The organism is Chthonomonas sp., from assembly GCF_035294165.1.
Taxonomy (GTDB): Bacteria; Armatimonadota; Chthonomonadetes; order Chthonomonadales; family Chthonomonadaceae; genus Chthonomonas.
The window spans coordinates 21,614-47,791 of sequence record NZ_DATGLN010000267.1; the positions used below are offsets into that span (position 1 = coordinate 21,614).

At 57.0% G+C, this 26,178-nt stretch carries 27 protein-coding genes and 1 tRNA gene; 16 read left to right on the plus strand and 12 right to left on the minus strand.

Going from position 1 to position 26,178, the window contains the following annotated elements:
• Positions 1-4: 4 nt before the first annotated feature.
• The 3 genes from VKV29_RS15025 to VKV29_RS15035 are packed head-to-tail and all read right to left on the minus strand — an operon-like array spanning position 5 to position 3,164.
• Positions 5-1,171, minus strand: a complete 1,167-nt coding sequence (locus tag VKV29_RS15025) for a hypothetical protein (protein WP_324202135.1) — start codon at positions 1,169-1,171, stop codon at positions 5-7.
• A 5-nt stretch (positions 1,172-1,176) separates the two neighbouring features.
• The gene (locus VKV29_RS15030) at positions 1,177-1,962 is read right to left on the minus strand and encodes an alpha/beta hydrolase (RefSeq protein WP_324202136.1); all 786 of its coding nucleotides are present in this window, start codon (positions 1,960-1,962) and stop codon (positions 1,177-1,179) included.
• A 17-nt stretch (positions 1,963-1,979) separates the two neighbouring features.
• On the minus strand, positions 1,980-3,164 hold the full coding sequence (locus VKV29_RS15035; RefSeq protein ID WP_324202137.1) for an LL-diaminopimelate aminotransferase: 1,185 nt from the start codon (positions 3,162-3,164) through the stop codon (positions 1,980-1,982).
• Positions 3,165-3,326: 162 nt separating this feature from the next.
• Between VKV29_RS15035 and folP the strand changes: the two genes are divergently transcribed.
• Both folP and VKV29_RS15045 read left to right on the plus strand, forming a co-directional pair.
• A complete protein-coding gene (gene folP / locus VKV29_RS15040; protein ID WP_324202138.1) occupies positions 3,327-4,199 on the plus strand; it encodes a dihydropteroate synthase in 873 nt (290 codons plus the stop codon).
• Positions 4,196-5,053 (plus strand): 7-carboxy-7-deazaguanine synthase QueE, encoded by an 858-nt coding sequence (locus VKV29_RS15045; protein WP_324202139.1) that lies wholly within the window; start codon positions 4,196-4,198, stop codon positions 5,051-5,053. Before folP ends, VKV29_RS15045 begins: the two co-directional genes overlap by 4 nt.
• Here the strand turns inward: VKV29_RS15045 and galT are convergent.
• The 7 genes from galT to VKV29_RS15080 all read right to left on the minus strand — a co-directional run bounded on the left by galT (position 5,042) and on the right by VKV29_RS15080 (position 12,439).
• Positions 5,042-6,034 (minus strand): galactose-1-phosphate uridylyltransferase, encoded by a 993-nt coding sequence (gene galT, locus VKV29_RS15050; protein WP_324202140.1) that lies wholly within the window; start codon positions 6,032-6,034, stop codon positions 5,042-5,044. The genes VKV29_RS15045 and galT overlap by 12 nt on opposite strands.
• Positions 6,027-6,188, minus strand: coding sequence for a hypothetical protein (locus VKV29_RS15055; protein ID WP_324202141.1), 162 nt, complete (start codon positions 6,186-6,188; stop codon positions 6,027-6,029). Before VKV29_RS15055 ends, galT begins: the two co-directional genes overlap by 8 nt.
• 40 nt (positions 6,189-6,228) lie before the next feature.
• Positions 6,229-7,158 carry a GNAT family N-acetyltransferase gene (locus VKV29_RS15060; protein ID WP_324202142.1) on the minus strand — a complete coding sequence of 310 codons (930 nt, stop codon included), beginning with the start codon at positions 7,156-7,158 and terminating at the stop codon, positions 6,229-6,231.
• A 20-nt stretch (positions 7,159-7,178) separates the two neighbouring features.
• A complete protein-coding gene (locus tag VKV29_RS15065) occupies positions 7,179-8,324 on the minus strand; it encodes a PLP-dependent aspartate aminotransferase family protein (protein WP_324202143.1) in 1,146 nt (381 codons plus the stop codon).
• Between the two features lie 319 nt (positions 8,325-8,643).
• Positions 8,644-10,197 carry a xylulokinase gene (xylB, locus tag VKV29_RS15070; protein ID WP_324202144.1) on the minus strand — a complete coding sequence of 518 codons (1,554 nt, stop codon included), beginning with the start codon at positions 10,195-10,197 and terminating at the stop codon, positions 8,644-8,646.
• 107 nt (positions 10,198-10,304) lie between these two features.
• A complete protein-coding gene (locus VKV29_RS15075) occupies positions 10,305-11,666 on the minus strand; it encodes an Nramp family divalent metal transporter (protein ID WP_324202145.1) in 1,362 nt (453 codons plus the stop codon).
• 2 nt (positions 11,667-11,668) lie between these two features.
• A complete protein-coding gene (locus VKV29_RS15080; protein WP_324202146.1) occupies positions 11,669-12,439 on the minus strand; it encodes a metal-dependent transcriptional regulator in 771 nt (256 codons plus the stop codon).
• Between the two features lie 199 nt (positions 12,440-12,638).
• Between VKV29_RS15080 and VKV29_RS15085 the strand changes: the two genes are divergently transcribed.
• Positions 12,639-12,711 (plus strand) — tRNA-Lys (locus tag VKV29_RS15085).
• A 77-nt stretch (positions 12,712-12,788) separates the two neighbouring features.
• Here VKV29_RS15085 and VKV29_RS15090 read toward each other — a convergent pair.
• Positions 12,789-14,012, minus strand: coding sequence for an MFS transporter (locus tag VKV29_RS15090; protein ID WP_324202147.1), 1,224 nt, complete (start codon positions 14,010-14,012; stop codon positions 12,789-12,791).
• Between the two features lie 56 nt (positions 14,013-14,068).
• The gene (locus tag VKV29_RS15095) at positions 14,069-14,908 is read right to left on the minus strand and encodes a sugar phosphate isomerase/epimerase family protein (RefSeq protein ID WP_324202148.1); all 840 of its coding nucleotides are present in this window, start codon (positions 14,906-14,908) and stop codon (positions 14,069-14,071) included.
• 140 nt (positions 14,909-15,048) lie between these two features.
• On the opposite strand from VKV29_RS15095, the gene VKV29_RS15100 reads away from it, so the two are divergent.
• The 13 genes from VKV29_RS15100 to flgL form a co-directional block, all read left to right on the plus strand.
• Positions 15,049-16,005, plus strand: coding sequence for a carbohydrate kinase family protein (locus VKV29_RS15100; protein ID WP_324202149.1), 957 nt, complete (start codon positions 15,049-15,051; stop codon positions 16,003-16,005).
• Between the two features lies 1 nt (position 16,006).
• Complete coding sequence (locus tag VKV29_RS15105; protein ID WP_324202150.1) at positions 16,007-17,161, plus strand: glycosyltransferase; 1,155 nt, start codon at positions 16,007-16,009, stop codon at positions 17,159-17,161.
• A gap of 6 nt (positions 17,162-17,167) precedes the next feature.
• Positions 17,168-18,319, plus strand: a complete 1,152-nt coding sequence (locus VKV29_RS15110; protein ID WP_324202151.1) for a glycosyltransferase family 1 protein — start codon at positions 17,168-17,170, stop codon at positions 18,317-18,319.
• A 237-nt stretch (positions 18,320-18,556) separates the two neighbouring features.
• Positions 18,557-19,312, plus strand: coding sequence for a flagellar hook-basal body protein (locus VKV29_RS15115; RefSeq protein WP_324202152.1), 756 nt, complete (start codon positions 18,557-18,559; stop codon positions 19,310-19,312).
• 1 nt (position 19,313) lies between these two features.
• Positions 19,314-19,475 carry a hypothetical protein gene (locus VKV29_RS15120; RefSeq protein WP_324202153.1) on the plus strand — a complete coding sequence of 54 codons (162 nt, stop codon included), beginning with the start codon at positions 19,314-19,316 and terminating at the stop codon, positions 19,473-19,475.
• Between the two features lie 3 nt (positions 19,476-19,478).
• Positions 19,479-20,270, plus strand: a complete 792-nt coding sequence (gene flgG / locus VKV29_RS15125) for a flagellar basal-body rod protein FlgG (protein ID WP_324202154.1) — start codon at positions 19,479-19,481, stop codon at positions 20,268-20,270.
• Positions 20,271-20,274: 4 nt separating this feature from the next.
• Positions 20,275-21,267: a flagellar basal body P-ring formation chaperone FlgA gene (gene flgA, locus VKV29_RS15130; protein WP_324202155.1), complete on the plus strand. Its 993-nt coding sequence runs from the start codon at positions 20,275-20,277 to the stop codon at positions 21,265-21,267.
• A gap of 14 nt (positions 21,268-21,281) precedes the next feature.
• Positions 21,282-21,920 (plus strand): flagellar basal body L-ring protein FlgH, encoded by a 639-nt coding sequence (locus VKV29_RS15135; protein WP_324202156.1) that lies wholly within the window; start codon positions 21,282-21,284, stop codon positions 21,918-21,920.
• A 33-nt stretch (positions 21,921-21,953) separates the two neighbouring features.
• The gene (locus VKV29_RS15140) at positions 21,954-23,171 is read left to right on the plus strand and encodes a flagellar basal body P-ring protein FlgI (RefSeq protein ID WP_324202157.1); all 1,218 of its coding nucleotides are present in this window, start codon (positions 21,954-21,956) and stop codon (positions 23,169-23,171) included.
• Between the two features lie 11 nt (positions 23,172-23,182).
• A complete protein-coding gene (locus VKV29_RS15145) occupies positions 23,183-23,512 on the plus strand; it encodes a rod-binding protein (protein WP_324202158.1) in 330 nt (109 codons plus the stop codon).
• A gap of 6 nt (positions 23,513-23,518) precedes the next feature.
• A complete protein-coding gene (locus tag VKV29_RS15150; protein ID WP_324202159.1) occupies positions 23,519-24,025 on the plus strand; it encodes a flagellar protein FlgN in 507 nt (168 codons plus the stop codon).
• A gap of 90 nt (positions 24,026-24,115) precedes the next feature.
• Positions 24,116-25,582, plus strand: coding sequence for a flagellar hook-associated protein FlgK (flgK, locus tag VKV29_RS15155; RefSeq protein WP_324202160.1), 1,467 nt, complete (start codon positions 24,116-24,118; stop codon positions 25,580-25,582).
• Between the two features lie 92 nt (positions 25,583-25,674).
• Positions 25,675-26,178, plus strand: a 504-nt coding sequence (gene flgL / locus VKV29_RS15160) for a flagellar hook-associated protein FlgL (protein ID WP_324202161.1), incomplete at its 3' end; no start/stop codon positions are given.

A 26,178-nucleotide genomic window follows, 5' to 3' on the forward strand; every position in this document is an offset into this window, starting at 1 on the left:
TTCTTCAAAATAAATCTTCTGCATTGTCAGAAACATCTACGTCGTCGGTTCTCTCGCCGGAGGCCCATTCAGGGAAACACCATATATCGGGCAAAATGGGGTCGGAGCGGCCTTCCATTTCGGCCTCAGCGATAAGACGCAGCAGTTTCTCCGCCTGTTCTTTGTAGAAGGCGTTTGTCTGCAGGTCGAGAATCTGGTGGCAAAGCGAGGCCGTACGAGCATAGTTAGCCCGTGCGGCGAAGGCGCCCGCCTGGATGATCAGGGCATCGGCATAGTCATCCGGATCCAAGTTAAGGACGATGGAGTGTTCTGCAAGGCTGCGGGCGCGATCAAAATCCCCTTGCAGAAGCGCCTTGAGGGCAAGCGCACGCAAAACAAAGGAGCGATAGGAACCCTCAAGAAGGGACAGTTTCTTGCCTATCTCTCGCTCGTAAACCTGAGCGACGTCAAAACGGCGACGGCAAGTCCAACAACGAAGTGCTTGCGCTTTCGCGCGTAAAATGGCCGGTTCGGGCCGAGGAACTTCCACGCGTAGCTTCTCCCACGCTTCCTGAGCCAGTTCCGTTGATTGCTTCAGATCGTTTTGGAAATAGCGGCACAAACTTTTCATCATAAGGGCATAGCGATAGACCGATTCCAGACCAACGACGAGCAGCGATGCGAGGGGGGTGCGTCCCAATCGGATGATCTTGTCCAAGAGTTCTTCCGCTTTGGCGAGGTTGCCTACGGCAAAGTAGACCTGCGAAGCCACTGCCAGCATGGTTAGCTCTTCTTGTACATTCTGACACGACTTTATCCCTTGTTCAACGAGGGAGATGGCTTCCTCATACCGGCGCTCGTAGAGCAGTTGCATGATCTTCACCGCCGGTGCTTCGGAGATGAAAGGCGGCTTAGGGTTTGCGCGTTCGTAGTAAGCGTAGGACTCGTCCACATAAGGTGCGGCACAGTCGAACATATAGAGATAGTGGTAGATTTTTGCCATCATTAGGGCTGCCTCTGCCCTCAGCTTTGTGGAGAAGGAGCTAACGGCGTAAAACCGGCGCGCCAGGTTTAAGGCTTTTTGAAACTGCCCGGTGTAAAGTTGTTTATAGGCGAGACGGCGCAAAAGAAACGGCAGACTCACCATTGCCATAACCGCTGCGAGCAGTAACTGTAGAAGGAGAAGCCCCATAGCACTTATCTCTTTCCTTTGGCTCCGTTGGGCGAGGCCAAATGATTCTTGTAGAAATCGAGGATGATGGCGATGGTGTCGTCTTCGTTAAGCAAGGCGGTTCCGTGCTCAGAACCGGGAAGCACCTTCAGCAAATGGTTTGTACCGGGCAGTAACTCGTTGATCTGTTGTGGCCCATTGTCGGCGATGGAATCGCCCTGATCGTGCAGAATGAGGGTGGGTGTGTGGCAGCGCCGGGCCGGCGTAAGGGCATCTAGCCCATGGTAGTTGGCACCTGGCGAGAGCAGGACAAGCGCTTTTACCTGTTGGGGGTGAGAGGCGGCATAGATGAGGGCGTTATTGGCTCCGTAGGAAGCGCCGGCCAACCCGATGGGGCCTTTCCCCTTTAGAAAAGCGATGGCGGCTGCGATGTCGCCGGAAGTATCCCACGGGGCATCCGCACCGGTCGGCCCCGGCCCTTGTGTAGAGCGCCCTGCCCCACGTTGATCGATGGCCAAAGCCACGTAGCCCGCTTTTTGAAGGGCTTCGGAGAGCGGCTCCCAGTCGGAAGCCTGCCCTCCCCGTTGGTGTAGCAGAATAACAGCACCCTGCGAAGGCCCTTTGGGTTGGTAGAGATCGCCCACGATCGTCCAGCCATCCGTTGTATGAAAAGAGACGGTTCGTACGGAACCGGCTGTCGGTGCCGAGGCATTGGGCGCTTTAGGAGCGCTGCCGGAGTGGGCCGAACAACCGCCGGTCGCTCCCACAAGCAACAGAGCTAGTATCAGAAGAGGTTGAAAGCGGCACTGCATCGTCTCCTCCTCAAGGCTTAGCTGCGATTTTTGTGGCCTAGCACGCGGCCAATGCGTTCCACCGCCTCTCTTAGGCGCTCTCCCTCGCGATCTCCGAGCACGGTAAGCGACATACGCACATAGCCCTCACCGTGCTGCCCATAACCGGTTCCTGGGATAACGTTCACGCTAGCTTCCTGAAGAAGGAAGCGCGCAAACTCCGCGCTGGTGAACCCTTCCGGCACACGCGCCCACACGTAGATGGTGGCCTCAGGCTTACGGACGCGCCAGCCCAGGGCATTCAATCCATCGCAAAGGATATCACGTCGCTTTTTATACAGGTTCAGCGTGGGGGTGTTGTCTACATGAAGCAGGGCGTGTGCTGCAGCCAACGAGATGGCCGGAAACTGCTTACTATCGAGGTTCGATTTCAACTTGTTCAGTAGGCCGACAGCATCGGGGTTCCCCACCGCAAAGCCGATTCGCCAGCCCGTCATGTTGTACATTTTGGAGAGGGAGTGTAGCTCGATGGCCACCTCTTTGGCACCTTCCACCTGCAATACGGAAGGGGGAGGCGATTCATAGTAAACATCCACGTAAGCAGCATCGTTTACCAGCAGCAGTTCATACTGTTTGGCAAAGTCCACGGCCTTACGGAAAAATTCGAGCGAAGCCACCGCCGATGTGGGGTTGTTGGGGTAGTTAAGCCAAAGAATCTTGGCGCGTTTTGCCACATCGGAAGGAATAGCCTCTAAATCCGGCAAAAAGTGGTTCTCTTCTAACAGGGGGAGAGCATAGGCCTCGGCACCGGCCAAGAGGGTATTGACTCTCGGCACCGGATAGGCCGGGTCGGGACAAAGCGCGAGATCGCCGGGGTCGAGATAAGCCCAGGCCAAATGCGCTAAACCCTCCTTGCTCCCTATCAGCAGAAGGGCCTCTTTGTCGGGGTCAATCTCCACTCCGAAACGGCGGCGCATCCAGGTAGCCACAGCCTGCAGGAAAGGGGTCCATCCCGCGGGAGTTTCGTCGTAGCGATGGGTGGTAGGGTCGTGTGCAGCCTGTTTAAGGGCTTCGATGATCGGTACCGGCGTGGGCTGATCGGGGTCACCGATGCCGAGGTCAATGAGGTCGCGCCCTTCCGCGAGGGCTTTTCGTTTTAAGGCGGCGATCTCCCCAAAAAGGTAGGGTGGTATCTTCTCCAAGCGTCGAGCGGGAGCTATCACGCAAACTATCTCCTTAGATATTGATTCCCTTTTAGTCTACCCGAATGCAGCCAGAGAAGCGAAAAGCTCCCTCATGGCGCAGCACCTCGCATTTTTCTACTTCCTTCGCGTATACTCTCTTTAAAGAGAAATGGTGGCGAGCACTTTGAAGGGTTCAAAACGATGAGCGCGCGAAAACGCTGGGCGGCATGTATGGATTCGGCACGTCGCGGCGCCCGTACGTTAGTGATGGGCGTGTTGAACGTAACCCCCGACTCGTTTTCGGACGGTGGGCGCTACTTTGCCCTAGAGAAGGCGGTGGAGCATGCTATCGAGATGACCAATGCGGGTGCCGATATTCTCGACATCGGGGGCGAATCCACACGGCCTGCTACCTTTGCTTCCAATCGCCCTTTGCCCGCCGAAGAGGAGTTGCGACGCATTCTCCCTGTTGTCGAGGCGCTGCGTGTGCATCTGCCGGATATGCCCCTATCGGTAGATACCTACAAAGCGGAGGTGGCCCAAGCTGCTTTGGAGCGAGGCGTCGTTTTGATCAACGACATCAGCGCGCTGCGTGCCGATGCACAGATGGCCTCGGTGGCACAACGATTCGACGCTTGGGTATGCCTCATGCACATGCCTGGGCTACCTACAGCCCTTCCGTCCGCACCTCATTATGAAGATGTGGTGCATGAAGTTGTTGAGCACCTGCGTGAACGGGTGAAAAGCGCGGAAACGGCCGGGATCGCGCCTAACAGAATCCTCATTGACCCCGGCATCGGGTTCGGCAAAACACCCGCTCAAAACCTGGAGCTGCTGCGTCGTTTGCCGGAACTGCTACAGCTAGGCTACCCTCTGCTCGTGGGCACCTCTCGAAAGTCGTTTATCGGAAAGGTGCTTGGAGGTCTACCGCCAGAAGAACGCCTGGAGGGGACGGCGGCCACGGTGGCGTTAGCCATTGCCGGTGGGGCGCATGTGGTGCGCGTGCATGATGTGAAGGCGATGGTGCGTGTGGTGCGCATGACCGATGCCATTGTTCGGGGGTGGCCGGGATGAGCGACTCGGTGAATAACTGTGCGGTGACACATCTCAAGGCCGACGCCCTTCCCCTCAAGGCCGACGCCCTCCCCCTCAATGAGGCGCCACGCCAGCCTAAGGCGCGCCTTGTAGAGGTTTTCTCTTCGGTGCAGGGGGAAGGCGTTTTGGTGGGCTATCGGCAAATATTTGTTCGCACATACGGGTGCAACCTGCGCTGTACCTATTGCGACAGCCCGGAAACGCTGAAAGAAAGCCCGCTGCCAACGGTTTGCCGCATTGAGTGGCCGGCAGGTACAGGACGTTTTGAAAAACTTCCCAATCCTGTTGGAGCGGAACAGCTTACCCAAGTGCTGGAGCGTTTTCTTCAGACGCCCCATCATTCGGTGGCCATCACCGGAGGGGAACCGCTTTTGCAGGTGCGTTTCTTGGAAGCCTGGCTGCCAACCGTGAGGGCGCTAGGCCTGAGAACCTTTTTGGAAACGAACGGCCTGCTACCGGAGCATCTTCAGCGAATTGTGGCTCTATTAGATTATGTATCTATGGACATCAAAGCCCCCTCGGCCACCGGTCTAAAGCCGGAGAAGACGTGGCCAACGCACCGCCGATTTTTGGAGGTGGCGCGTTGCACCAATGTCTACACCAAACTGGTTGTCACACCACGTACCGGCGACGATGAGCTAGATCGCGCAATAGAGCTGATCGAATCGGTGGATGCCTCCATTCCGCTTATCCTTCAGCCGGTTACGCCCTGCGGGTATGAGCCGGTGAGTGTCTCTCCGGTGCGTCTGCTAGAGCTGCAATCTCGTGCGGCCGTGCGCCTCAACGAGGTACGCGTTATTCCTCAGACGCACAAGCTCGTGTCACTCCTCTAGCAGGTGGGGCGGGGTGTCGCGTAGGGTACGACCTGTGTCTTCTGCATGGGTGTCGTTAATGAAAACACCTGCCCCTGCCTCCGAACCGGCCAGATATTTTAGTTTGTCCGGTGTACGGTAGGGCGGATAGAACTCGATGTGGAACCGATAGTAGTTATAGGTGCCCCCATCGGTTGGACGTTGATGCATCACCATGATATAGGGGAGTGAGGGCTTCGACGGCCAAAGGTTGTTGTATTTCTCCATCACCACCTTAAGAAGGCGTGCAAGATCGGCACGCTCGGAGCCATCGAGATCGGTAATGGCGGTATGGGGTGGGCGCGCTACCACATGCACCTCATAAGGGTAACGCGCATAGAAGGGCACGAAGGCCACAAAGGAGCGGTTTGCGGCCACGATGCGCCTTCCATCTTCTAGCTCGGCTTGAAGGATGTCGTCGTAAAGGTTTCTGCCGGTGCGTTCAAAATGCTTTTTGGCGGCGTTTAACTCTCGCTGTGGGATGGGGGGGATGAAAGGATAGGCGTAGATTTGGCCGTGCGGATGGGAGAGAGTGACCCCGATTTCGCGCCCTTTATTCTCAAAGATGAATACATATTGAACGAACTCACGTGCGCCAAGCGCAGCAAAACGATCGGCCCAAACCCAAATAAGCTCTTCTACCCTGGTTACCGAGAGCTGAGCCAGCTCTTTGTCGGCATGGGGGGTGTAACAGACGACTTCGCAGATTCCCTCTGCCGGCCTCACCGGTTCGAGCGGTGTTGAGGGCACAGAGGGCTCGGGGGGTGTTCGGCGAAAAGAGGGAAACTTATTTTCAAAGACCACGATCTCGTAGGTCGGCGCCGGTATCTCGGTGGGAAAGCCCCCCGGTTTGGTAGGGGCAAGCGGGTTGTAGTCGGGAGGCGGAAAGAAGGTGCGGTCTTGACGATGGGTGGCCGTTACGACCCACTCCTCCAAAGTAGGGTTCCAGCGCAGTTCAGACACGGGCTTTGCGCTCCTCCTCCGTTTCCGGTTCGATAGACTCCTCTGTCTCTTTCACAGCCTCGAAGGCCTCCGTCTCTTCCGGTGTGGCCGTGTCTGGAAAGTGGTAGTAGATCAGGTATCTTCCGTCCTCTTTTAGGGTTATTTTCTTCTGCATTCGCATAGGTTACTCCAACAAAATAGAGTGTACTCAAATTCTACCCCGTCTCGGGAAGGAAGGTGGGGAAGAGAAGGCCTTTAGGCTCTTGCCACGGGCCTCGCACTTGGGCAAAGTGCAGCTCACAGTTGCGCGCACCCCAGCCGTACAGCGTATGAACAAGCGTCGCGGCCTGAGAGGGGACGAGCACCACAGGGCTGCGCCCTCGATGTTGGTTCAGCTCCGCTGCAATAAGCGCCGCAGCCTGCTCTTGTGTGCGTGCCACCCCCGGGCCCAACATATTGCTTGCCGGTGCTGCAACGGATGTCATGAACCCGTCAACGGTGCCTTGTTCGGTCTCTAACACGGAAACGTGCCAGAAGCCATCGTTATTCTCTATAAAGTAGCGGTAGTCCTTCTCGCGCCGAATACCGGCGATCTCTCGTTCTAGGTCGGCGATGGCACTGGCATCCTCAAGGGTCGCGGGGCGTATGCGGTGGCCTTTTGGCAACGTATAGGAGATGCCTTCGGGCGGCACGGTGATCAGCATATCTTGATAGACCGTTCGGGGAACGAAGCCGACACGGTTGTAGAGGGAGAAGGAGTCGAGGTTGATGGCGCTAGAGACCAGTCGAAGCGGTTTATTGGCCTCTTCAGCAATGGTTATAATCGCCTGGAGAAGCCGCCTTGCCACTCCTTGGTGGAAATAGTTAGGATGGGCGTTCATAATCCCTAAGGAGACATGGGTCTCTCTGGGGTGGTAGAAACAGGAGCCGGCGATGCGCTCGGTGGCATGACTTACTGCCACAAGGCAACATCCGGGATCGAGGGCTTCATAGATTTGGCAAAAGGCCTGAGTGCTCTCCGGCGGCCCTGTGAAGATGGGCGGACGCCCGTGCGTTTGGTACCAAAAGTTCGTGGAGACGTAGATTAGCTCGGCGACCTCACTCCACTCTTCTCGACGCATGGGTCTTAAGGTGAACTCGGACATAGGCGCTCCTGACGAGAGATTTACCCGAGGGCTTGCTCTAGATCGGCGATTAGGTCTTCCACATTCTCCAGGCCAACGGAAAGGCGCACCAAGCCATCGCCGATGCCTCGTGCTCGGCGCTCCTCCGCGGGCAGGGCGGCGTGTGACATCTTTGCCGGGTAGCTGATGATGCTCTCAACACCGCCAAGGCTGCCCGCCAAAGTGAAAAGCGTGGTGCTTTTTAGCAGCTTTTCGGCATCGGCCACCTCTAGCTCTACCGACACCATGCCGCCCCCCATACCACGCATCTGTTTCTGCACCAAAGAGCGCTGGTTGGGGTCTGTTAGTCCGGGGTAGTAGACGGTGCGGACTCGCGGATGGCCCATAAGAAATTGAGCTATGCGCAGGGCATTTTCGCAGTGGGTTCGCATGCGTACGGCCAGCGTGCGAATGCCGCGCAGGGTTAGCCAGCAGTCAAAAGGGGAGGCCACGGCGCCGGTGACTTTTTGGATTTCCCATAGGCGGGCGCGCAAGGCGGGGTCGCGCAGAACGAGCGCACCACCCAGCGTATCGGAGTGGCCTCCAAGGTACTTGGTGGAGGAGTGCATCACGATGTCGGCTCCGAGCGCAAGCGGGTTTTGGAGGTAGGGGGTGGCGAAGGTGTTATCTACGGCGACGAGGGCACCCACATCGTGTGCCGCTTGCACCACGGCGGCGATATCGGTGAGTTGCAGAAGGGGGTTGGCAGGGGTTTCCAGCCAGACCATACAGGTGTCTGGAGTGATGGCCTCGATAAATAGCTCTGTATTTGAGGCATCGGCGTACTCTATGGTAACGCCGTTGGGGCGCAAAATGGTCTCGGCGAGGTGCGTAGTTCCTCCATACACGTCGCGTGCTAGCAGAAGCCGATCGTTGGGACGTAGCAGGCGAAAGGCTGCGTCTATGGCGGCCATGCCGGAACTAAAGCAAAGGGCGGGGCATTCGATCGGGGCCTCTTCGAGGGAGGCCAAACAGACCTCTAAGGCATGACGCGTGGGGTTACCATAACGGATATACTCATAGCCGGCTCGGCTTACGCCAGGCTCCTCGAAAGCGTAGATCGTCGTGGGGTAGATGGGAGGGATAACGGCACCGGTTGTCTCTTCCGGCTCTTGCCCCACATGAATAGCACGGGTGGCAAACTCCATCCAAAACAGCTCCTCAAATTTTGTCTACAAGTTTACCTGTTTTTGGGTGGCTTACAAGTTAAGGCATCTCCATGTCCGATTGCAGGAAAGAACTCCATTCGTCGAAAAGGCTTTTTTGTGGAGGATCGGCTTGACGAAAGCCTGGTAGCTGCTGCACGAGCCAACCCAGCTAGGCGTTCAAAACCGTCCTTTTTCCGCAACTACTCTCTGGCTTTGCCTGAAGTGGAAACATCACTAGGGTTACGGTTTTTCATGGGCGAGTTTTCACGGCACATGCCTTCAGGTATACGGTAATCAAGGCTGTCGGAAATAAGCCCTTTTAACCTGTCGTACCGGCCGCAAGAGCGCTTGCTGTAGAGGTAACTTCAGCAAAGCTTGTTTTAAGCTGACCGTACAGCGCTCGGTAGAGAGGGTAGTAGCGATCGTAGATGGCCTGGCTTTGTGGGTTCACTTGGGTGCGATGCGTAACCTGAATAACGCTCCGACAAGCGGTCTCGACGGAGGGATAGATTCCGGTTCCTACTCCGGCCAACAGAGCCACGCCCAGAGCTGGGCCTTCATCCACATTGATGGTAACGTGGTCTTGACCAATGATGTCGGTCTGAATTTGGCGCCAAAGGGAGCTGCGCGCACCCCCGCCCGAAGCACGCACCTGCCGAATGGGCACCTGCATCTCCCGCAGAATCTCGAAAGAGTCGCGCAATCCGTAGGCCACACCCTCAAGAACGGCGCGTGCCATATAGGCTCGATGACAACGCCGTGTGATGCCGAAGAACACGCCACGGGCGTTCGGATCGGGGTAGGGTGTGCGCTCGCCGGTGAGGTAAGGCAAAAACAGCAGTCCTTCACACCCTGCAGGCGCCCTTTCGGCCTCTGCACAGATGATCTCGTAAGGGTCGCGCCCTAGCGCTTGTGCCACTGCCTGCTCCGGCTCGCAGAAGGTGTCGCGATACCATTGCAACGAGCCACCCGCCGAAAGCATAACGCCCATGAGATGCCACTTTCCGGGCACCGCGTGGCAGAAGGTATGCAGCCGCAATTGGGGGTCTACGACAGGCGCATCGCTGTAGGCGAAAACCACCCCTGAGGTCCCTACAGTAGACGACACAATGCCGGTCTCCACAACGCCATTGCCCACGGCACCGGCAGCCTGATCACCACCGCCTCCTACTACCGGTGTTCCCTCCGCAAGGCCGGTTGCGGCGGCGGCTTCCGCCGTGATTCGCCCCGTTATTTCCGGCGATTCGTACACTTTAGGCATCCATTCCCGCGGGATGGCGATGGCGTCGAGCAACTCATCGGCCCAGGCGCGTTTACGTACATTGAAAAGGGCTGTTCCGCTGGCGTCGGAGACCTCCGTGGCGTACTCACCGGTAAGGCGAAACCGCACATAATCCTTAGGCAGCAGCACCTTGCGCACCTTTGCGTAGTGGTGAGGTTCGTGCTGGCGGAACCAGATGATCTTGCCGGCGGTAAAGCCGGTGAGCACCGGATTCGATATAAGCTCTATCACCTTCTCGCGTCCCACCGTCTGCATAATCCAGTCGCACTCCGCTTGGGTGCGCTGGTCGTTCCAGAGGATGGCGGGCCGAATGACGGCATCGTTCTCATCGAGAAAAACGGAGCCATGCATCTGTCCCGAAAGTCCGATACCTTTTATCTCTTTGGCATCTACTCCGGAATCATGCAACACACGTCGCAGTGTGGCGCAGGTCGCCTCCCACCAATCGTGTGGGTTCTGCTCGCTCCAAAGCGGGTGGGGGGTATAGAGCGGGTATTCGTAGGTAGCGCGCGCTTTTACCTGTCCGCTCTCATCTATCAAGATAGTTTTTGTGCCGCTCGTTCCTATATCTATTCCGATTAAGAAGGCCATACAATAGCTCCTGAAAAGAAGTGGGGATGCTGCCGCGAGGGAAACGTCGGCAGCATTGCTTAGATGTTACCTCAACGGGCACGCTCTTGGAGCGAGGCGCTTTCGTTTTAGTGACCGCCGTGGAGAGACGTTACGATAAGCCAGGCGTTAAGCACGACGATGAGCACGGCCAGGAGCACGCCCACTATCTGCACGATACGCCCGTTGACAAGGGGCCCCATGCGTCGCCGGTCGCCCGTTATCTGAATCAGGGGAATGACGGCCAAGGGCAGTTGCATGGAAAGCACAACTTGACTGAAAAGCATCAGCTGGTCTATCCCGCGCGCTCCATAGAGGATGACAGCCGTTGCCGCGGGCACAATGGCCAGCCCACGAGAGATAAGTCGTCGCAGCCAGGGGGCAATACGGATGTGCAGGAAGCCCTCCAGAATGATTTGGCCGGCCAGCGTTCCCGTGAGCGTGGAGTTCTGACCCGATGCCAGCAGGCCTATAGCGAAGAGAGGGGTGGCCAAGGAAACACCCAGCAGCGGCGTAAGCATGCGATAGGCATCTTGTATGCCGGTGATCTCGTGATGGCCGGTGCGATAGAAGGTGGCTGCGGCGAGGATGAGGATGGCGGCGTTGACGAAGAGGGCCAACATAAGCGCAACAAACGAGTCGGTTTGGGCCATGCGCACCGCATCTTTCTTGTCCTCCCAGCTCTCGCCGAAATCGCGGGTCTGCACCACGGAGGAGTGGAGATAGAGATTATGCGGCATAACGGTGGCGCCTAAGATGCCGAGCGCGATGTAGAGCATGCCGGCGTTTTGCACGATGTCCCTATGCGGCACAAAGCCGGCTATCACCGCATGGAAAGAAGGATGCGCGTAGAATAGCTCGATGCAGAAGACCGCCATGATGGTGGCGATGAGCGTAATGACGATGCCCTCTATCCAGCGGAAGCCTTTGTGTTGAAGGGCCAGCAGCAGAAGGACATCGAGGCCGGTTAGGATGACGCCGGCGGCCAAGGGAATATGAAACAAGAGGTTAAGCGCAATGGCAGCGCCGATGACCTCGGCAATGTCGCAGGCCACTATGCCGATCTCGGCAGAGAGCCAGAGGAAGATGACGATGGGTTTTTTATAGGTATCGCGACAGGCCTGTGCCAGATCGCGCCCTGTGGCGATGCCGAGTTTGGCCGAGAGCGCTTGAAGGAATACGGCCATAAGACTGGAGATGAGCACGACGCTTAGCAGCCGATAGGCAAAAGCTGCTCCACCGCCGATGTCGGTGGCCCAGTTGCCGGGGTCCATATAACCCACGGCCACAAGATAGCCCGGCCCCACGAAGGCCAGCAGCCGACGCCAGAAAGTGGCACTTTTAGGGACAGGTATGGAACGAAAGACCTCCGGTAGAGAGGGGAGACTTGGAAGAGTATGCCATCCGTTGAGGGCCGATCTCTCTGGTGTTTCGCTGCGTGCGGTATCCACTTTCACTCCTCCTGTTCCTTGCTCTGATAGTTTGCTATGGGTTCTTCAGAAGGTAGCACGAACACCTGGGCGGCCGCTTTGGGGGCGATGCGCACGATATCCTGCCCCACCTGTGCCGTGAAGTCGCCCCCAAACGGCTCGCGTTCTAAAAGCGCAACAACGGAACCGGGGACAAGCCCACGCTCTTTGAGATAACGCAACAGATCGGGGTCCTCATCCACCACGTGGTCTACGGTATAGCGACCGGGAACTGCCATCTCACCGAGCGGACGACTGGCAGAGGGCATAACTTCGAGGTCACGCGAGGGAATAGGGGCCCCATGCGGGCATGTTGTTGGGTGACCCAGTAGGTCATCTATACGCGATTCGAAGTCCTCGCTGATGTGATGTTCAAGTCGCTCGGCCTCGGCATGAACCTCTTCCCAGCTATAGCCTAAGGCGTCCACCAGGTAGCGCTCTAGCAGTCGGTGATGTCGAATAATTTCCAAAGCTACCTTGCGCCCACGGTCGGTGAGTTGAACAGCATGGTAGGGGGTGTGTTCCACCAGTTGCAGCTCCGTCATTCGACGCAGCATCTTGCTAACGGCGGGCGCACTTACGTGCAATCGGGAGGCCAAATCGGCCGTGTTGGCCGTACGGCCTTCAAATTCCATGTGGTAGATGGCTTTGAGATAGTCTTCTACAGACTGACCCGGAAGGTTTTCTTGTGTTTCCGTCATTGCCGCCTCTAGGTTCATTCCAAATTGAACTACGGTTAATATACCATATTTCATACGGCAAAGTTCCAGTTTGAATGCAGGTTTGGCCTCTTTTGGACAGGCTATGAACCTCAGGCTTTCCCACGTGGGAAAGTGAGGCGTTCTTCAATGAGCAGGCAATCAGGAAAACAGGGACTGCTTCCTTTATCTTTAGGGTAGAAGATGAGGTTTTTGACAATTGCGCGGGCTACGCAGTATACTAAGAAACGGGTGAGGGTCGTTAGCTCAGTTGGTAGAGCAGCTGACTCTTAATCAGCGGGCCACAGGTTCGAGTCCTGTACGACCCATAGGCTTTCCACGAGTACTTGCCGAGTTGCCGCCTCAAATAGGAGGTTCTTGGCGTTAACGGGTAGGTTCAAAGAACCTACCCGTTTGTATTTGGAGAGGGCAGTCTGGTAAGGAGCAGGGCGCTGAGGCTGGCCAGCAAGGCTCCTAGGATGAAGGGTAGAAAAGGACGATATTGATAGAGCGCTCCCGCAATAAGGCTGGCAGGCAGAAGCGCTAGGCCCACCACCATATGATAGGCTCCTATTTGAGTAGCCAGTTTGGTGGGGTCGGAAAAATCGGCGGCAAAGGCGCGCTGAACCCCCTGAGTTAGGGCATAGTAGAGACCGTACATCACGAAAAAGATGGCAAGAACGAGTTTCGACGGCGCTAACCCAATACCTAAATAGACCACAGCAAAGAGGAGGTAGCCGGCTATAACAAGCGGCCTGCGGCCAATGCGATCGCCGAGAATGCCGATGTTGTAGTCCAAAAGCGCCTCCACCACGTTAAAAAGGGCGTAAAGCGCCATAACTCCGATGGCCGTGTAGCCGATGTCTTGAGCACGCAAAAGAAGAAAAGCGTCGCTGAAATTGCCGAGATTGAATAGAAAGACGATGACGAGGAATCGCCGATAGAGCGGGCTTAACTCCGACCATTTGGGTAAGGGAAGAGCCGTTGCCGGTTTCTTGGGCGCCGAGTCGCGCTTTTCATGAACGAACAGCAGGAGGGTAAGAACGGCGAGGAGGCCGGGGATGCCGGCGAAGAGGAAGAGGACACGCAACTGATGCGATAGGTCGCCCCTTATTGCCTTCAATATAAGGATGCCGAGCAGCGGCCCCACCACAGCGCCGATGGTATCCATGGCACGATGCAGGCCGAAAGCCCGCCCTCTTAACGCGATTGGGGTGGCTTCCGTGATGAGGGCATCGCGTGGAGCTGTGCGAATGCCTTTGCCCAGCCTATCTATAAGGCGGAGTAGCAGCGCGAAGGGCCATAGGGTGACCAGCGCCATGAGAGGCTTGGCCAAAGCGCTGCTGCCGTAGCCGAAGACGGTGAGCGGCTTGCGTCGCCCAGAACGATCGGAAAGGTAGCCGGAAACAAGACGAAACAGGCTGGCAGCGCTTTCTGCAAGTCCCTCGATAAGCCCCACAATGGAGGCCGGTACGCCCAACACAAGGGTGAGAAATCGGGGGATCTGTGTGTAGGCCATCTCGGTAGACATATCCATGAAAAGGCTTACGAACCCAAGGGCTACCACCGTGCTGCTAAGGCGCTGTGATGTTTCCACCGCCTCGGTTTGTGTTTCCGCCTCGATAGACATAGTCCTAAACTCCTTAAGAATATCTCCCGGTCGCAACTTTTCGGGCGCAATGCCCTCTAGACATCGGCTCCATGAGAGTGGGGTGCAAAAAGTAAGCGCAGCGTTTCGGCGATATGCTTCAGCCCCAACGTCTGCAGGGTGCGATAGCCTTCTACCTCTGCAGTGATAGGCCCCTCATAGCCGATCTCCTGAAGGGCGATGCGTACCCGCTCCCAAGGAACATCGCCTTGTGCCGGATTGCAAAAACCGCTGATATTGCCTATAGCGGTTCGGAAATCCTTTACATGCACCTTGCGAATGCGTGTGTTCAAAATCCGAATCCACTGATCCGGATAGCCAAACACAAGCACATTGCCCACATCGAAGTAGGCTCCCACATAGGGGTGGGCTACGGCGTCGAGCAACTGGGCAAATTCAAGCGGAGACAGCAGGAAGCGATTCCACACGTTTTCCACTCCGATATGCACCCCGAGACGCTCGGCTTCCGGGGCAAGACGCTTTAACCCCTCTAAAGTCAACCGATAGACGGCATCGTAGGAGGAATCGGGGGTCACCACGCCCGGCACCACCAGCACGGTATCGGCGCCAAGCCACTGCGCCACCTGAAGCTGAAACCGCACCACCTCGAATCCCTTCTCGCGGATGGCGGGGTCTGGCGCGGCGATGGGGTATTTCCAGCCGAGACCGGTTGAAAGGCTAAGTAGTTTTACCCCACATTGCGCAGCGTCTTCGGCAATATGGCGGGCGCTTCGCTCGTCTAACTGTAAAGAGACTTCGCCCTCTTCAGCCAAATTCACCTCTACACAGTCGAACCCTGCCTCTTTGGCCACCTGAAAGGCCTGATGAAGCGGAAGACCGGAAGGCAGCGACCAAGCGTTGATCCCGATGAGAGGCATGAACGGTATCTCCTTCCCTTGTTTAATCGGCATTTCGGCAAAGCAGCGCCCAATTCCTACCTCGCATTTGCCGATGGCCCTTGCAGGAGGATGGGCTTTTGGGAAAGAATTAACTCTCAAGCAGTAGAAGGAGGACGTTCATGGTTGACGTTACCTGTGTAGGGGTGTTGGTTGCCGACGTGGTCGGGAAGCCGATAGATCGCTTTCCTGACAAAGGAAAGCTGGCATTAGTGGAGCGGATCGAACTGCACGCCGGAGGCGGGGTCTCCAATACCGGCACAGCGCTTGCCCGCTTGGGCATTTCAACGGCTGCCGTAGGGAAAGTGGGTAAGGACGGTTTTGGCGATTTTTTGACCCATCACCTGGCGGCACAGGGGCTTGATGTGTCGGGGATCGTGCGTGATACACAAGAGGCGACCTCTTCGACGATGGTTTTGGTGCATGGCGATGGGGAGAGAAGTTTTCTGCACTACTTGGGAGCCAACGCCGCGCTGACTTTAGAGGATATTGATTTTCAGAGGGTACGTCAAAGCCGTATCCTCCATATCGCATATGCGTTTCTGCTGCCCGGGTTGGATGGCCACCCGATGGTGGAACTGCTGAAACGGGCGCGTGAGGCTGGGGTGATCACAAGCCTGGATACGGCATGGGATGCCAAAGACCGTTGGTTCTCGCTCATACAGTCGTATTTGCCTCATGTAGACTACTTTGTGCCGAGTTGGGAAGAGGCACGGAAAATCGCGGGAGATCGCAACGACCCGCGGGATGTGGCCAAGTTCTTCCTCGACCATGGGGTGCGTGTCGTGGGGTTGAAATTGGGCGAAAGAGGCTGCTACGTACGCTCTGCTGCGGGCGAGGAGGTTCAACTTCCGGCTTTGAGGGTACCTGCTGTGGACGCACTAGGAGCGGGAGATGCCTGGGTGGCCGGCTTTTTAGCCGGCGTGGTGAAACAGTTGGATTTGGAGCGCTGCGCCTGGCTAGGCAACGCTGTGGGGGCTTCTTGCGTGATGGCGCTCGGAGCAACGAGCGGCGTGCGTGGGTGGGAAGAGACCCTGGAGCTGATCCGCAAACACGGCGGCCCAAACTTCGAACACTGAGATGCGTGCCGAATCGTCACTTCGCATCGCCATGTTCACTCCTTGGAAGGCGCAGTGTGGTATTAGCGATTACAGCCGCTATCTTGTAGAAGCTTTAAGGTCGCTTCCAGAGGTAGAGGAGGTCGTTATTGTGGAACCTCCCGGCGATGCTGCAAAGCTCTCCACAGGGCAGGCGCTTTGGCGGCGTGGTGAACGCAAACGGCTCTACCAGTCTCTGGGTCAGCAGATGAACCGGCAAGGCGTTCATATTGCCCATGTGCAGCATCAATATTTCTTCTTCGGCGGTGTCTCTCCGTTAAAGAGTCGCTTTCTAGACTTCCTCCAGGCGATTCGCCCTCCGGTTGTGATGACGGTGCATGAGCTTGCCCTACCGCAGGATTCTTCCTTGTTGAAAAGGATTGCACTTGCTAAAGTGAACCGGGACTCCTTTCTCGCGCCGAACCTTCAGCGCCTAGTAGTCCACACAGAAGCCGATCGCGTAGCACTGCAGAACATCGGGTGTGATCCGGATCGGGTGGTACGAATGCCGCATCCCGTACCTCCGGCCGCGCCCATGCCCGACTCGGAGCAGGCCAAACGGGTTTTGAATTTGCAGGGCAAGCGGGTGCTTACCATTTTTGGCTTTATTTCCAAAAAAAAAGGGCATATGGTGGCTCTGGAGGCGCTACGTCAGCTGCCCCCCAATGTGGTGCTTCTGCTTGCCGGAGGAAGGCACCCGGACGATCGCACCGACTACGTAGACCAGATTTATCGGCGAGCCGAAGCATGGAAGCTGAGAGACCGCCTTGTGGTTACCGACTATCTGCCTGAGGCCTCTATTCCCACCGTTATGGCGGCCACCGACATCGCCCTCGCGCCCTATTTGCAAACTTCAGGCTCTGGCTCGTTGGCCAACCTGCTTGCCTACGGGCGCGCCATTGTGGCCTCCGACGTTCCGCCACATATCGAGATCTCGGCCTCTACCGACCCTCCCTGCCTCCACCTCGTTGCGGCGGGCAACTCCAATGCGTTGGCGCGGGCCGTGGAGGGGCTGCTTGGCGACCCGCACGGAATGCGGATGCTGCAAGAGGCGGCGTTGCGCTATGCGAAGGCGCATCCCTACTTGCAGATGGCCCGCAACTTGGTGACTCTCTATCGGGATGTGCTGCGGAGATGAGCTAGATTGAGCAGTCGTGTTGGTATAGATGGGCGAACCCTCACCGGCCCCTTTACCGGTGACCGCACCTATTGGCGTGGTCTGCTTTCGGCCTTACCAGGGCTAGCGCCCGACCTTCAGTTTTATGTTTACAGCCACCGTCCTTTCCCCGCAGGTGTGCTGCCCTCGGCCTCCAACCTCGTTTTGCGCGTGATACCTTCCCGCAATGAGCGACTTTGGAGCCTGTTCACGCTGCCGGCCATCGCCCGAAACGACCGTTGTGCCCTGCTCCATGTGCAATACACCGTTCCTTTTGGTTGTTCCTGCCCGGTCATTACCACCGTGCACGACATCTCCTTTCGTCTCCATCCGGAATGGTTTCCATGGAAGCATCGTCTTCTACTCAATATGGGGGTCGCACTCGCTATAAGGCGTGCAACGAAAGTGATCACGGTCTCCGAGACATCGCGCCAGGACATATTGCGCCTATACCGATGCCCTCCCGAACGTGTTGTTGCTATTCCCAATGCTGTCTCTCCCCTCTTTTTCCAGCCGATTGCCCCTGCAGAGGCGCGGCGTTTGGTGATGGAGAAATACAAAGTCTCTGCTCCCTTTGTGCTTGCCGTGGGGGTTTTGCAGCCAAGAAAGAACATCGAAACGCTTGCTGCCGCCTTTGGGATCGCCCATGCTCGGTACGGCCAGCCCCTTTCCTTAGTGATTGTGGGCAAGAAGGGTTGGGGAGTTCAAGAGGAGACGATTCGCGCTCGGGTAGCTCAACACGGCGGTGCTGCCGCTGCCGAGTCCCTTGTGTTTACCGGTTATGTGCCGGATGAAGACCTGCCTTTCCTCTACACGGCCTGCGCCGTTTTCGCCTATCCGTCGCTTTATGAGGGCTTTGGCATTCCGCCACTTGAGGCCATGGCGTGTGGTGCGCCGACCCTCGTTGCCCAAGCGCCTCCCATGCCCGAAGTGGTGGACGAGGCGGCGCTTCTCATCTCACCTAGCGATCCGCGGGCATGGGCCGATGCCCTCCTCTCTGTGCTACAGGATGCAGACCTGCGAGACAGTTTGAGGGAAAAGGGGCCGATTCGCGCACGTTGCTTCACCTGGGAAGAGAGTGCACGTCGCACTTTGGCGCTCTATCGGCAGATACTCACTTCCACGTCTTCCTTAGCCTAGCTAACCGAAACCAGATGCCGTCTGCTACTAATCCTCCTCTCTCCGCATTTCGGTCCCTTATGCCGATGAGGCAGAAAGAGTGCGGGCCGGGAAAGTTCTGCAAAATCGGGATGCAACTACCAATAATCCCCTTATGAGGAACGCAGACCGGCGTCTTTCGAGAGGATTCCTCGAAAAAGCCTTCCTGCACATTTTCAGCGATCAGGATAAACCCTGGATGTTTCAAGGAGTAACGTTATGGAACGTGGGCTTTATGCCGCCGCTTCCGCCATGGTCGCCCAACAGACCATTCAAGACGTGATAGCGCAAAATATAGCCAACGCGACTACGGTGGGTTATAAGCAGGACGTGCCTACTTTCCGTTCGCTCACGGCTTTGGAGCTTGAGCGTCTGAACGGGAATAACGCCCAAGGGGTGCCCATAGGGGAGCTTGGGACGGGAGTAATGCCCGACCGAATCTATACGGACTGGAGCGTTGGCCCTATCGAGCAGACCGGCAACCCGCTAGATGCCAGCCTTGGCCAAGGGCTTTTCTTTGCGGTGAACACCCCGGCAGGAGAACGCTATACACGAGCCGGTAACTTCCGCTTAGACGGTCAGGGCAACCTTTATACGGCTGCCGGCTTTCCTGTGCTCGACGATCGGGGGCAACCGATCAACGTGGGACGCGGGCCGAATGTGGCTATCGATCGTATGGGCAATGTTACGGTGAACAATCGGCCGGTGGCGCGCCTACGCATCGTGCGCATCGATCCCAACTTTCTACAAAAGCAGGGCGATTCGCTCTTCGCCCTGACCGGCGGCCCGGCGCCTGTTCAGGTGCCTAATCCACAGGTGCTTCCGGGAACCCTCGAGCAATCCAACGTTAACGTGGTAACCGGTCTAGTAGACCTCATCGTCGTACAGCGCAACTATGAGATGGCTCAGAAGGCCATTCTCACACACGATGAGTTGTTAAAGCAGACCACTAACAATGTAGGCAGTGTTTCCTAGTGTGGCTAGGGGCGAGGGTGTAACCCGCTCTTTTACGGCCGGACTTTCGGCATGGCGCGTGCCGAAGGAGGCCGTTCGCGCTCGTCCGATTGACAGCGCTCTACTCAACCTTTCAAGGGCTTTTGGCCCTTCACAACTCTACAATTTTGGAGGAACGGCATAAACTATGGATCGCGCGCTTTTTACCGCCGCAACAGGGCTTGCGGCACAACAGCTCAGCCTCGATGTCATCGCGAACAACCTCGCCAACGTCAGCACAGCGGGCTTTAAGGCCAGTCGAGTAGACTTCGAGGACCTGATCTACCAAACCCCTCAGGAGCCGGGCACACAGACAGGCCCCAACTCCATGCTTCCCACCGGCCAGCAGATAGGGCTTGGCGTATCCTCTGGAACCACCACTACGGTGAACACACAAGGCACTCTACAGCAGACGGGACGGCAATACGATCTGGCCATACAGGGAAACGGCTACTTCAAAATTCTTATGCCAGATGGAACGACTGCCTACACCCGAGCCGGCAACTTCGCAGTGGATGGAACCGGCAAACTGGTTACACCAGATGGCTATGCGTTGCAGCCGGAGATCGTGATACCGCCCGACGCGGTCTCGTTCTCCGTCAGCCCCGACGGGCAGGTGAGTGTGCGACGTGCAGGCCAGCAACAGGCGACCGTTGTGGGGCAGCTTCAGCTCACCACATTTGTGAACCCCGCCGGCCTTCGTGCGATGGGGGGCAATCTCTTCATGCCCACTCCGGCCTCCGGCCCGGCGGTAGACAGCACACCGGGAACCCAGGGGGCGGGCACACTGCAACAGGGGGTCATCGAATCGTCCAATGTGGATATCGTCTCCGAGATGGTGCGGATGATCATTCTACAACGGGCTTACGAGACCAACTCTAAGGTCATTCAATCTGCCGACAGCATGCTCGGCATCGCAAACTCCATCAAGCAGGGTTAAGGTCATGAAGCGCTTCGCGTTCGTTCTTGCCATTTGGCTCGTGCTCGGCTTTCATGGTAAGGGGTATGCGGCCAAAAAGCCCGAAAAGTCCACCTCTACTGGGGTTACCATCGTTGCCAAAGCCGAAAGCGTTGTGAGCGGCAACCTTATTCACGTGGGCGACATCGCCACCATTCAGGGCGGAAGCCCTGCGCTACAGCAGGCCATCGCTGCCGTTGTTGTGGGGGTAGCACCCCTGCCAGGATTATCACGCTCGATCATGGCAGGCGACATATTGGTGCATTTGCGTGAAGCGCAGTTGGCCAATTCCTCCGTTCACATTAAGGCACCGACGATGATTTTGGTGCGACGCGCTGCCAACAACGTGGCCGCGAACCAGATCGTACAGGCCGCTTTGGTCGCCGCGCAAAAAGCGGTTCAGGGCATTACAGGGGCCGTGCTCGTGCCCGATCCGGTGGAAGGGAACGTGGTGTTGCCCACAGGGCAGCTTCAGATAGTCGCCGGCCAGGCAAGTGGAGACCCCAGCCTCGGAACGCTTTTCGTGCCTGTTAGCCTTTGTGTGGATGGCAAGCCGGTGCAGGCCACCACCGTGACGTTTCATGTGCATCGAAAGTTGCAGGCTTTAGTGGCGAACCGAACGCTTGAGCCGCGCGATATTCTTCAGCCCGATGATGTTTCGCTGGTGACCGTGGATCTTCCACCAGGCTTTAACGACCCCATTACCGACGCCAAAGAGGCGATAGGAAAACGGGCTACGCGCCGCATTTTGGCCGGTGCACCCATCCCCGCATCCGCTCTTGAGGTGCCACCGGTGGTGCAGGCTGGAAATATCATCACCGTGCTGTATGTTGTGGGGCAGGCGCGCATTACCGCCTATGGCACCGCACAACAGTCGGCACGGGTGGGCGATACCATCCACGTCTATATCACCTCAACGCACAAGATCATTGATGCTGTGGTGCTAGACGCCCATACCGCAGAGGTGATGGACAACTGAAAGGAGATAGAAAGATGCGAAGAAACTATAGGTGCTTTCTTTCTTTTGCGATTTTTGCGCTATGGCTGCTGCTTGCAGTCCCTCAAGGAAAGGCCCAGTCGCTCTTTCCGGTGAAGGAGGCCAACGAGGAGCTTAAGGGAAGCAGCAGTGCCTCTGCCGCCTCTCTTTTCAGCGACCTTCGCGCCCATAACGTAGGCGATGTCCTTACCATTACGGTGGAGGAGAGCACGACGGCCCAAACCACGGCCAGCACCAAGGCCTCGCAGACCGATTCGGTGGACGCTTTCGGCGGAACGGGGCTTATCCACAACTTTTTCCGTAGCTTGGCGCTCACGGCCTCGAACTCGCGCAACGCTACCGGCGATGGCACCACATCGCGCTCCGGCACATTTGTTACCACCCTCTCGGTGCGCGTGAAAAAGGTACTACCGAACGGGACCCTGCTCGTGGAGGGCACCCGCATGATGAAGATCAACAAAGAGACGCAGAAGATCACCTTTACAGGCATCGTCCGTCCAGAGGACATTGGGCCTGACAATACGGTGCCCTCGAGCTTGGTGGCCGATGTAAAAGTGGCCTACGATGGCAAGGGGATCGTGGGGGATACCCAGCATGAAGGCATTCTTACACGCATCTTTCGCTTTCTCTTTTAAGCGTGGGGAAGCACGGATAGTGAGGCAATGAGAATGGCACGACTTACCGTTCTATGGATCGCTGGGACGATGGCGTTTGGGCTTTGTGGTGCCGCCTGGGCCGATGCACCGCCCCCCACCACTCCGGCTCAAAATAGCTCGAAGCCCTCAAGGCCTGCGCCGTCCTCTTCAGAGGCAACGGCTAACGCCGGTTTCGCTCCTATTGATGGATTGACTCGGGTGAAAGACATCGCGAATCTGCAGGGAGTGCGAGGCAACCAGCTCATCGGCTACGGCCTTGTGGTGGGGCTGGAAGGCACCGGCGACGGACAGACCACCCAGTTCACGCAGGCCTCTTTGGTGAACATGCTGCGGCGCTTCGGAATAGATGTGCCCACTTCGGCGGTGATGGTCAAAAATGTGGCGGCCGTTATGGTCACCGCCGACCTGCCTCCATTCGTCAAGCCGGGCAGCCGCATAGATGTGGTGGTCTCCTCGATGGGCGACGCCAAATCTCTGCAGGGGGGCACGCTTTTGCAGACGCCCCTGCGTGCTGCAAACGGCCAAATCTACGCGGTAGCACAAGGCCCTATCTCCATCGGAGGCTTCAACTATGAGGCGGGTGGTTCTAAGGTGCAAAAGAACGATGTGAACGTGGGGCGCATCCCCGGAGGGGCCTATGTGGAGCAGGCCGTGCCGATGCCGCTGAGCCAAGATGGGACCACATTGGAGTTCACCCTGCAGTCGCCCGACTTTACTACGGCGAGCCGTATGGCCAGCGCCATTCGCCAGCAGCTTAATGTGAGCACATTGGCGGAGGATGGTGCCACCGTGGAGGTGGTGGTGCCGAACCAATGGCGACAAAACCTCGTGGGCTTTATCTCGAAAGTGGAAGAGGTAACCCTCACGCCGGATGTGGTCGCGCGAATTGTGGTAGATGAACGCACCGGCACGGTGGTGATAGGCGGCAATGTAAGGCTTGGCACAGGGGCTGTGGCTCACGGCGACATCAATGTGGAGGTGAGCAACACGCCCGTGGTGGTGCCACCACCTCCGTTTTCGGTCAACCCGCCGCCGGCCACCGTCGTGCCGTTAAAGAGCACCCAGGCCACCGAACATGGCGGGCAACTTGCCGTTATTCCACAAACAACAACGGTAGACCAGCTCGTGCATGCCCTCAATGCGCTGGGAGTAACTCCGCGTGACCTCATCGCCATTCTCCAGGGCATGCGTGCTGCCGGCATGATACAGGCCGAGATAGATATTCAATAGGGAGTGCCACTATGAGCACAGTGTCATCGCCAACACCGGCCGTTTCGACAACACAGGGAAACACCACCCTGCAGCAACAGCAGGAGCGGCTGAAGAAAGCTACCCAAGAGTTTGAGGCGCTCTTTCTCACCACGCTGCTGCGCCCTACGTTGAAAGAGATGGTGGGCGGCGATTCGCTTTCTGACAACAGCTATGAGATGGGCTACTACCAAGATATGATGGAGCGTCGCCTTGCCGAGGTGCTTGCCAAGAACGGCGGTTTAGGTCTGGCAAAAACGCTCTACGATGAGCTTGCACCCCATCTACTCGGGACGAGCACCGCCGCAGAAAGGAAGAGGTAACCAACGATGTCGGCAACATCCACCGGTCAGCTGACCACAAGCCTGCGCAAAACATTACAGCGCCAACTCGTGCTGTCACAGCAGCTGCTTGAACTCGCCAAAGAGCAGAACGCAGCGCTGGTAAAGAACGATGTCGCCTTGTTGCAGCAGTTGAACGAGCGACAGCAGACCTGCCTAAGCGAACAAGAGGTGCTCGAACGCACCCGCGTGGAGATCGCGTGCAAGCTGGGCAAGGCGTTTGGGCTAAAAGGGGTGCCACCGCTGCAGCAGCTCGTACCGCATTTAACAAAACCCGACCAGGAGGCGCTGCTCGCGCTGCGAAAAGAGTTGGTTTGCGTGCATGACGAGATAACGGCCGTGCATGAGCGCAATCGCCTGCTGCTTCGCAACGGCCTTAACTACATCGTCTTCAGCTTACGCCTGCTCACCGCCGCAGCGCTGCAGCCGGCCCGCTATGGAACGAATCTTAACGAGGTGGTGACACCCAGTTTTTACATAGATAGCAAGGCCTAAAGGCTTTGCTCGTATTCTCAAACTTGTGGACGCACGGAAGCGTCGGGGCCAAAAATACGGTTGGCCTACATCCTTCAAGGAGAAGAAACCATGCCATCTAGCTTTTTCGGATTAGAGATCGGTTATTCGGCGCTGGCCTCCAGCCAGATCGCCCTCGATGTCGTTTCTAACAACGTATCGAACATCAACACTCCCGGCTATGCGCGAGAAACGGTGGCCTTCGATGAGACCGTTCCGTTTACCCTGCCCGGCCTAGATAGCTTTTCGCCGGGGCAACTGGGCACGGGTACCACGATCACGGCTATTAACGAAGTGCGCGATCAGTTTCTTGATCGCCAAATTTTGGCTGCCAACTCCGATCAGAGCGCTTACAACACGCTTCAACAGGTGCTCGGCCAAGCACAAACGGCCTTCTCCGAGCCTAGCTCGAGCGGCATAGGGCAGCAGCTAACGAACTTTTTTAACGCTTTCAGCAATCTCGCCGCCAATCCAGAAGACCCCGGCATTCGCGCCACGGTTGTCAATCAGGCGATAACCCTCACCAATGCATTCCATAACGTGAGCAATTCGCTGAGCCAACTGCTGCCCAACCTCAGTTCACGTATTCAACTAGATGTGCAGCAGCTCAATAACATCACAACGCAGATCGCCACTCTGAACCACCAGATCGGGGTAAGCATCGCTGCAGGGCAACATCCGAACGATCTTATTGATAAACGCAGCGCGTTGCTTTCTCAACTAAGCGGTTTGGTGAACCTGCAGATTGTGGATGAGATCAACCCACAAACCGGGCAACCGAACGGGGAGATAGATGTGCATGTGGGCGGGTTTACTCTTGTTCAAGGAGATACGGCCGAACCGCTTTCCTACACCTCAACTTCGGTCGGCAGCGCCAATACCCTGGGGCTTATGGACGCGCAAGGAAACGCCATCCCGCTTTTAGGAGGTGAGGTTTACGGACTTTTGAAAGCGTCGGCGATGGTTAAGGGCTACCAGAGCCAGCTCGATACTCTTGCCTATAACCTCATCAATGCGGTGAACAACATTCATCAAACCGGCATGGGACTAGATGGTTCTACCGGCACGCTCTTCTTCTCCTCACCGCCTCCCCCGCCGGGAACCGGCGCAGCTGCCTCCATCTCGGTGAACTCGGCCATTATCGCCGACCCTCAAAAGATCGCTGCGGCTTCAGTTCCCACACCACCCAACCCGCTTGCTCCGGGAAACGGTGATGTAGCGAGCCAAATTGCCAACCTGGCCAACACGGCCGTTATCGGCGGCGCCACGTTAAACGACTACTATAACGCGCTGATATCCACGATTGGCTCGGACACACAGACGGCGCAATCACAAGCCAATAACCAACAGCAGATCGTCTCGCAGTTGCAAAGCCAACAACAGTCGGTTTCGGGCGTGAACCTAGATGAGGAGCTAACCAACATGCTGCAGTATCAGCGCACCTACCAGGCGGCAGCACGGGTGATCAACATGGCCGATACCTTCCTCAACACGATTATCAACGGACTTGGCGCCGGCAGCACTTCGGTAGCAGCCTAATTTTTACCGATAATCTCTAGGGAAAGACGGCATGGAGGCCGTTTTCCTTGAAACCGTTCGGGCGATTCGCCCCTCTGAAAGGAGTCAGAACCATGCGAATTAGCACACAACAGATCGTACAAGATACTATTCTCGGCGTAGAAGACGCCTACTCGCGCTTTGGTGTGGCGGAAAAACAGGTGAGCACCGGAAAGCGAATCAATCAGCCTTCCGACGACCCGGTGGGTACGGGCGAGGTGCTAAAGCTAAAACAGCTTAACTCGCAAATCGATCAGTACAACAACATTATTGACCTGGCCGTAAACTTTCTGTCCACCACCGATTCTGCGTTGAGCAGCACCAACAATCTGTTGCAGCAGGCACGCACCATCGCTTTACAGGCGGCCAACAGCAGCCTCGACGATTCGGCGCGGGCGAACCTGGCCGATCAAATAGGCCAGATCATCACGCAGGTTATCAGTTTGGGGAACAGCAGCTATGAGGGGCGCTACATTTTTGCCGGTCAGCGCACGAAAACGGCGCCTCTCGCGCAAACCCCTTCGGGGTTTGTATATTCCGGCGGCTCGGCAGCCACCGGAGATGGGGACATTAGCCTC

Bases quoted from the DNA above. Each gene is read 5' to 3' on its own strand.
- VKV29_RS15150 (WP_324202159.1), top strand. From the start codon at position 23,519: ATGTCGGCAACATCCACCGGTCAGCTGACCACAAGCCTGCGCAAAACA.
- VKV29_RS15045 (WP_324202139.1), top strand. From the start codon at position 4,196: ATGAGCGACTCGGTGAATAACTGTGCGGTGACACATCTCAAGGCCGAC.
- VKV29_RS15095 (WP_324202148.1), bottom strand. From the start codon at position 14,908: ATGCCTCTCATCGGGATCAACGCTTGGTCGCTGCCTTCCGGTCTTCCG.
- VKV29_RS15090 (WP_324202147.1), bottom strand. From the start codon at position 14,012: ATGTCTATCGAGGCGGAAACACAAACCGAGGCGGTGGAAACATCACAG.
- VKV29_RS15145 (WP_324202158.1), top strand. From the start codon at position 23,183: ATGAGCACAGTGTCATCGCCAACACCGGCCGTTTCGACAACACAGGGA.
- VKV29_RS15100 (WP_324202149.1), top strand. From the start codon at position 15,049: ATGGTTGACGTTACCTGTGTAGGGGTGTTGGTTGCCGACGTGGTCGGG.
- VKV29_RS15030 (WP_324202136.1), bottom strand. From the start codon at position 1,962: ATGCAGTGCCGCTTTCAACCTCTTCTGATACTAGCTCTGTTGCTTGTG.
- VKV29_RS15025 (WP_324202135.1), bottom strand. From the start codon at position 1,171: ATGGGGCTTCTCCTTCTACAGTTACTGCTCGCAGCGGTTATGGCAATG.
- VKV29_RS15060 (WP_324202142.1), bottom strand. From the start codon at position 7,158: ATGTCCGAGTTCACCTTAAGACCCATGCGTCGAGAAGAGTGGAGTGAG.
- VKV29_RS15140 (WP_324202157.1), top strand. From the start codon at position 21,954: ATGGCACGACTTACCGTTCTATGGATCGCTGGGACGATGGCGTTTGGG.
- VKV29_RS15055 (WP_324202141.1), bottom strand. From the start codon at position 6,188: ATGCAGAAGAAAATAACCCTAAAAGAGGACGGAAGATACCTGATCTAC.
- flgA (WP_324202155.1), top strand. From the start codon at position 20,275: ATGAAGCGCTTCGCGTTCGTTCTTGCCATTTGGCTCGTGCTCGGCTTT.
- folP (WP_324202138.1), top strand. From the start codon at position 3,327: ATGAGCGCGCGAAAACGCTGGGCGGCATGTATGGATTCGGCACGTCGC.
- flgK (WP_324202160.1), top strand. From the start codon at position 24,116: ATGCCATCTAGCTTTTTCGGATTAGAGATCGGTTATTCGGCGCTGGCC.
- VKV29_RS15080 (WP_324202146.1), bottom strand. From the start codon at position 12,439: ATGAAATATGGTATATTAACCGTAGTTCAATTTGGAATGAACCTAGAG.
- VKV29_RS15065 (WP_324202143.1), bottom strand. From the start codon at position 8,324: ATGGAGTTTGCCACCCGTGCTATTCATGTGGGGCAAGAGCCGGAAGAG.
- VKV29_RS15105 (WP_324202150.1), top strand. From the start codon at position 16,007: ATGCGTGCCGAATCGTCACTTCGCATCGCCATGTTCACTCCTTGGAAG.
- flgG (WP_324202154.1), top strand. From the start codon at position 19,479: ATGGATCGCGCGCTTTTTACCGCCGCAACAGGGCTTGCGGCACAACAG.
- xylB (WP_324202144.1), bottom strand. From the start codon at position 10,197: ATGGCCTTCTTAATCGGAATAGATATAGGAACGAGCGGCACAAAAACT.
- VKV29_RS15115 (WP_324202152.1), top strand. From the start codon at position 18,557: ATGGAACGTGGGCTTTATGCCGCCGCTTCCGCCATGGTCGCCCAACAG.
- VKV29_RS15135 (WP_324202156.1), top strand. From the start codon at position 21,282: ATGCGAAGAAACTATAGGTGCTTTCTTTCTTTTGCGATTTTTGCGCTA.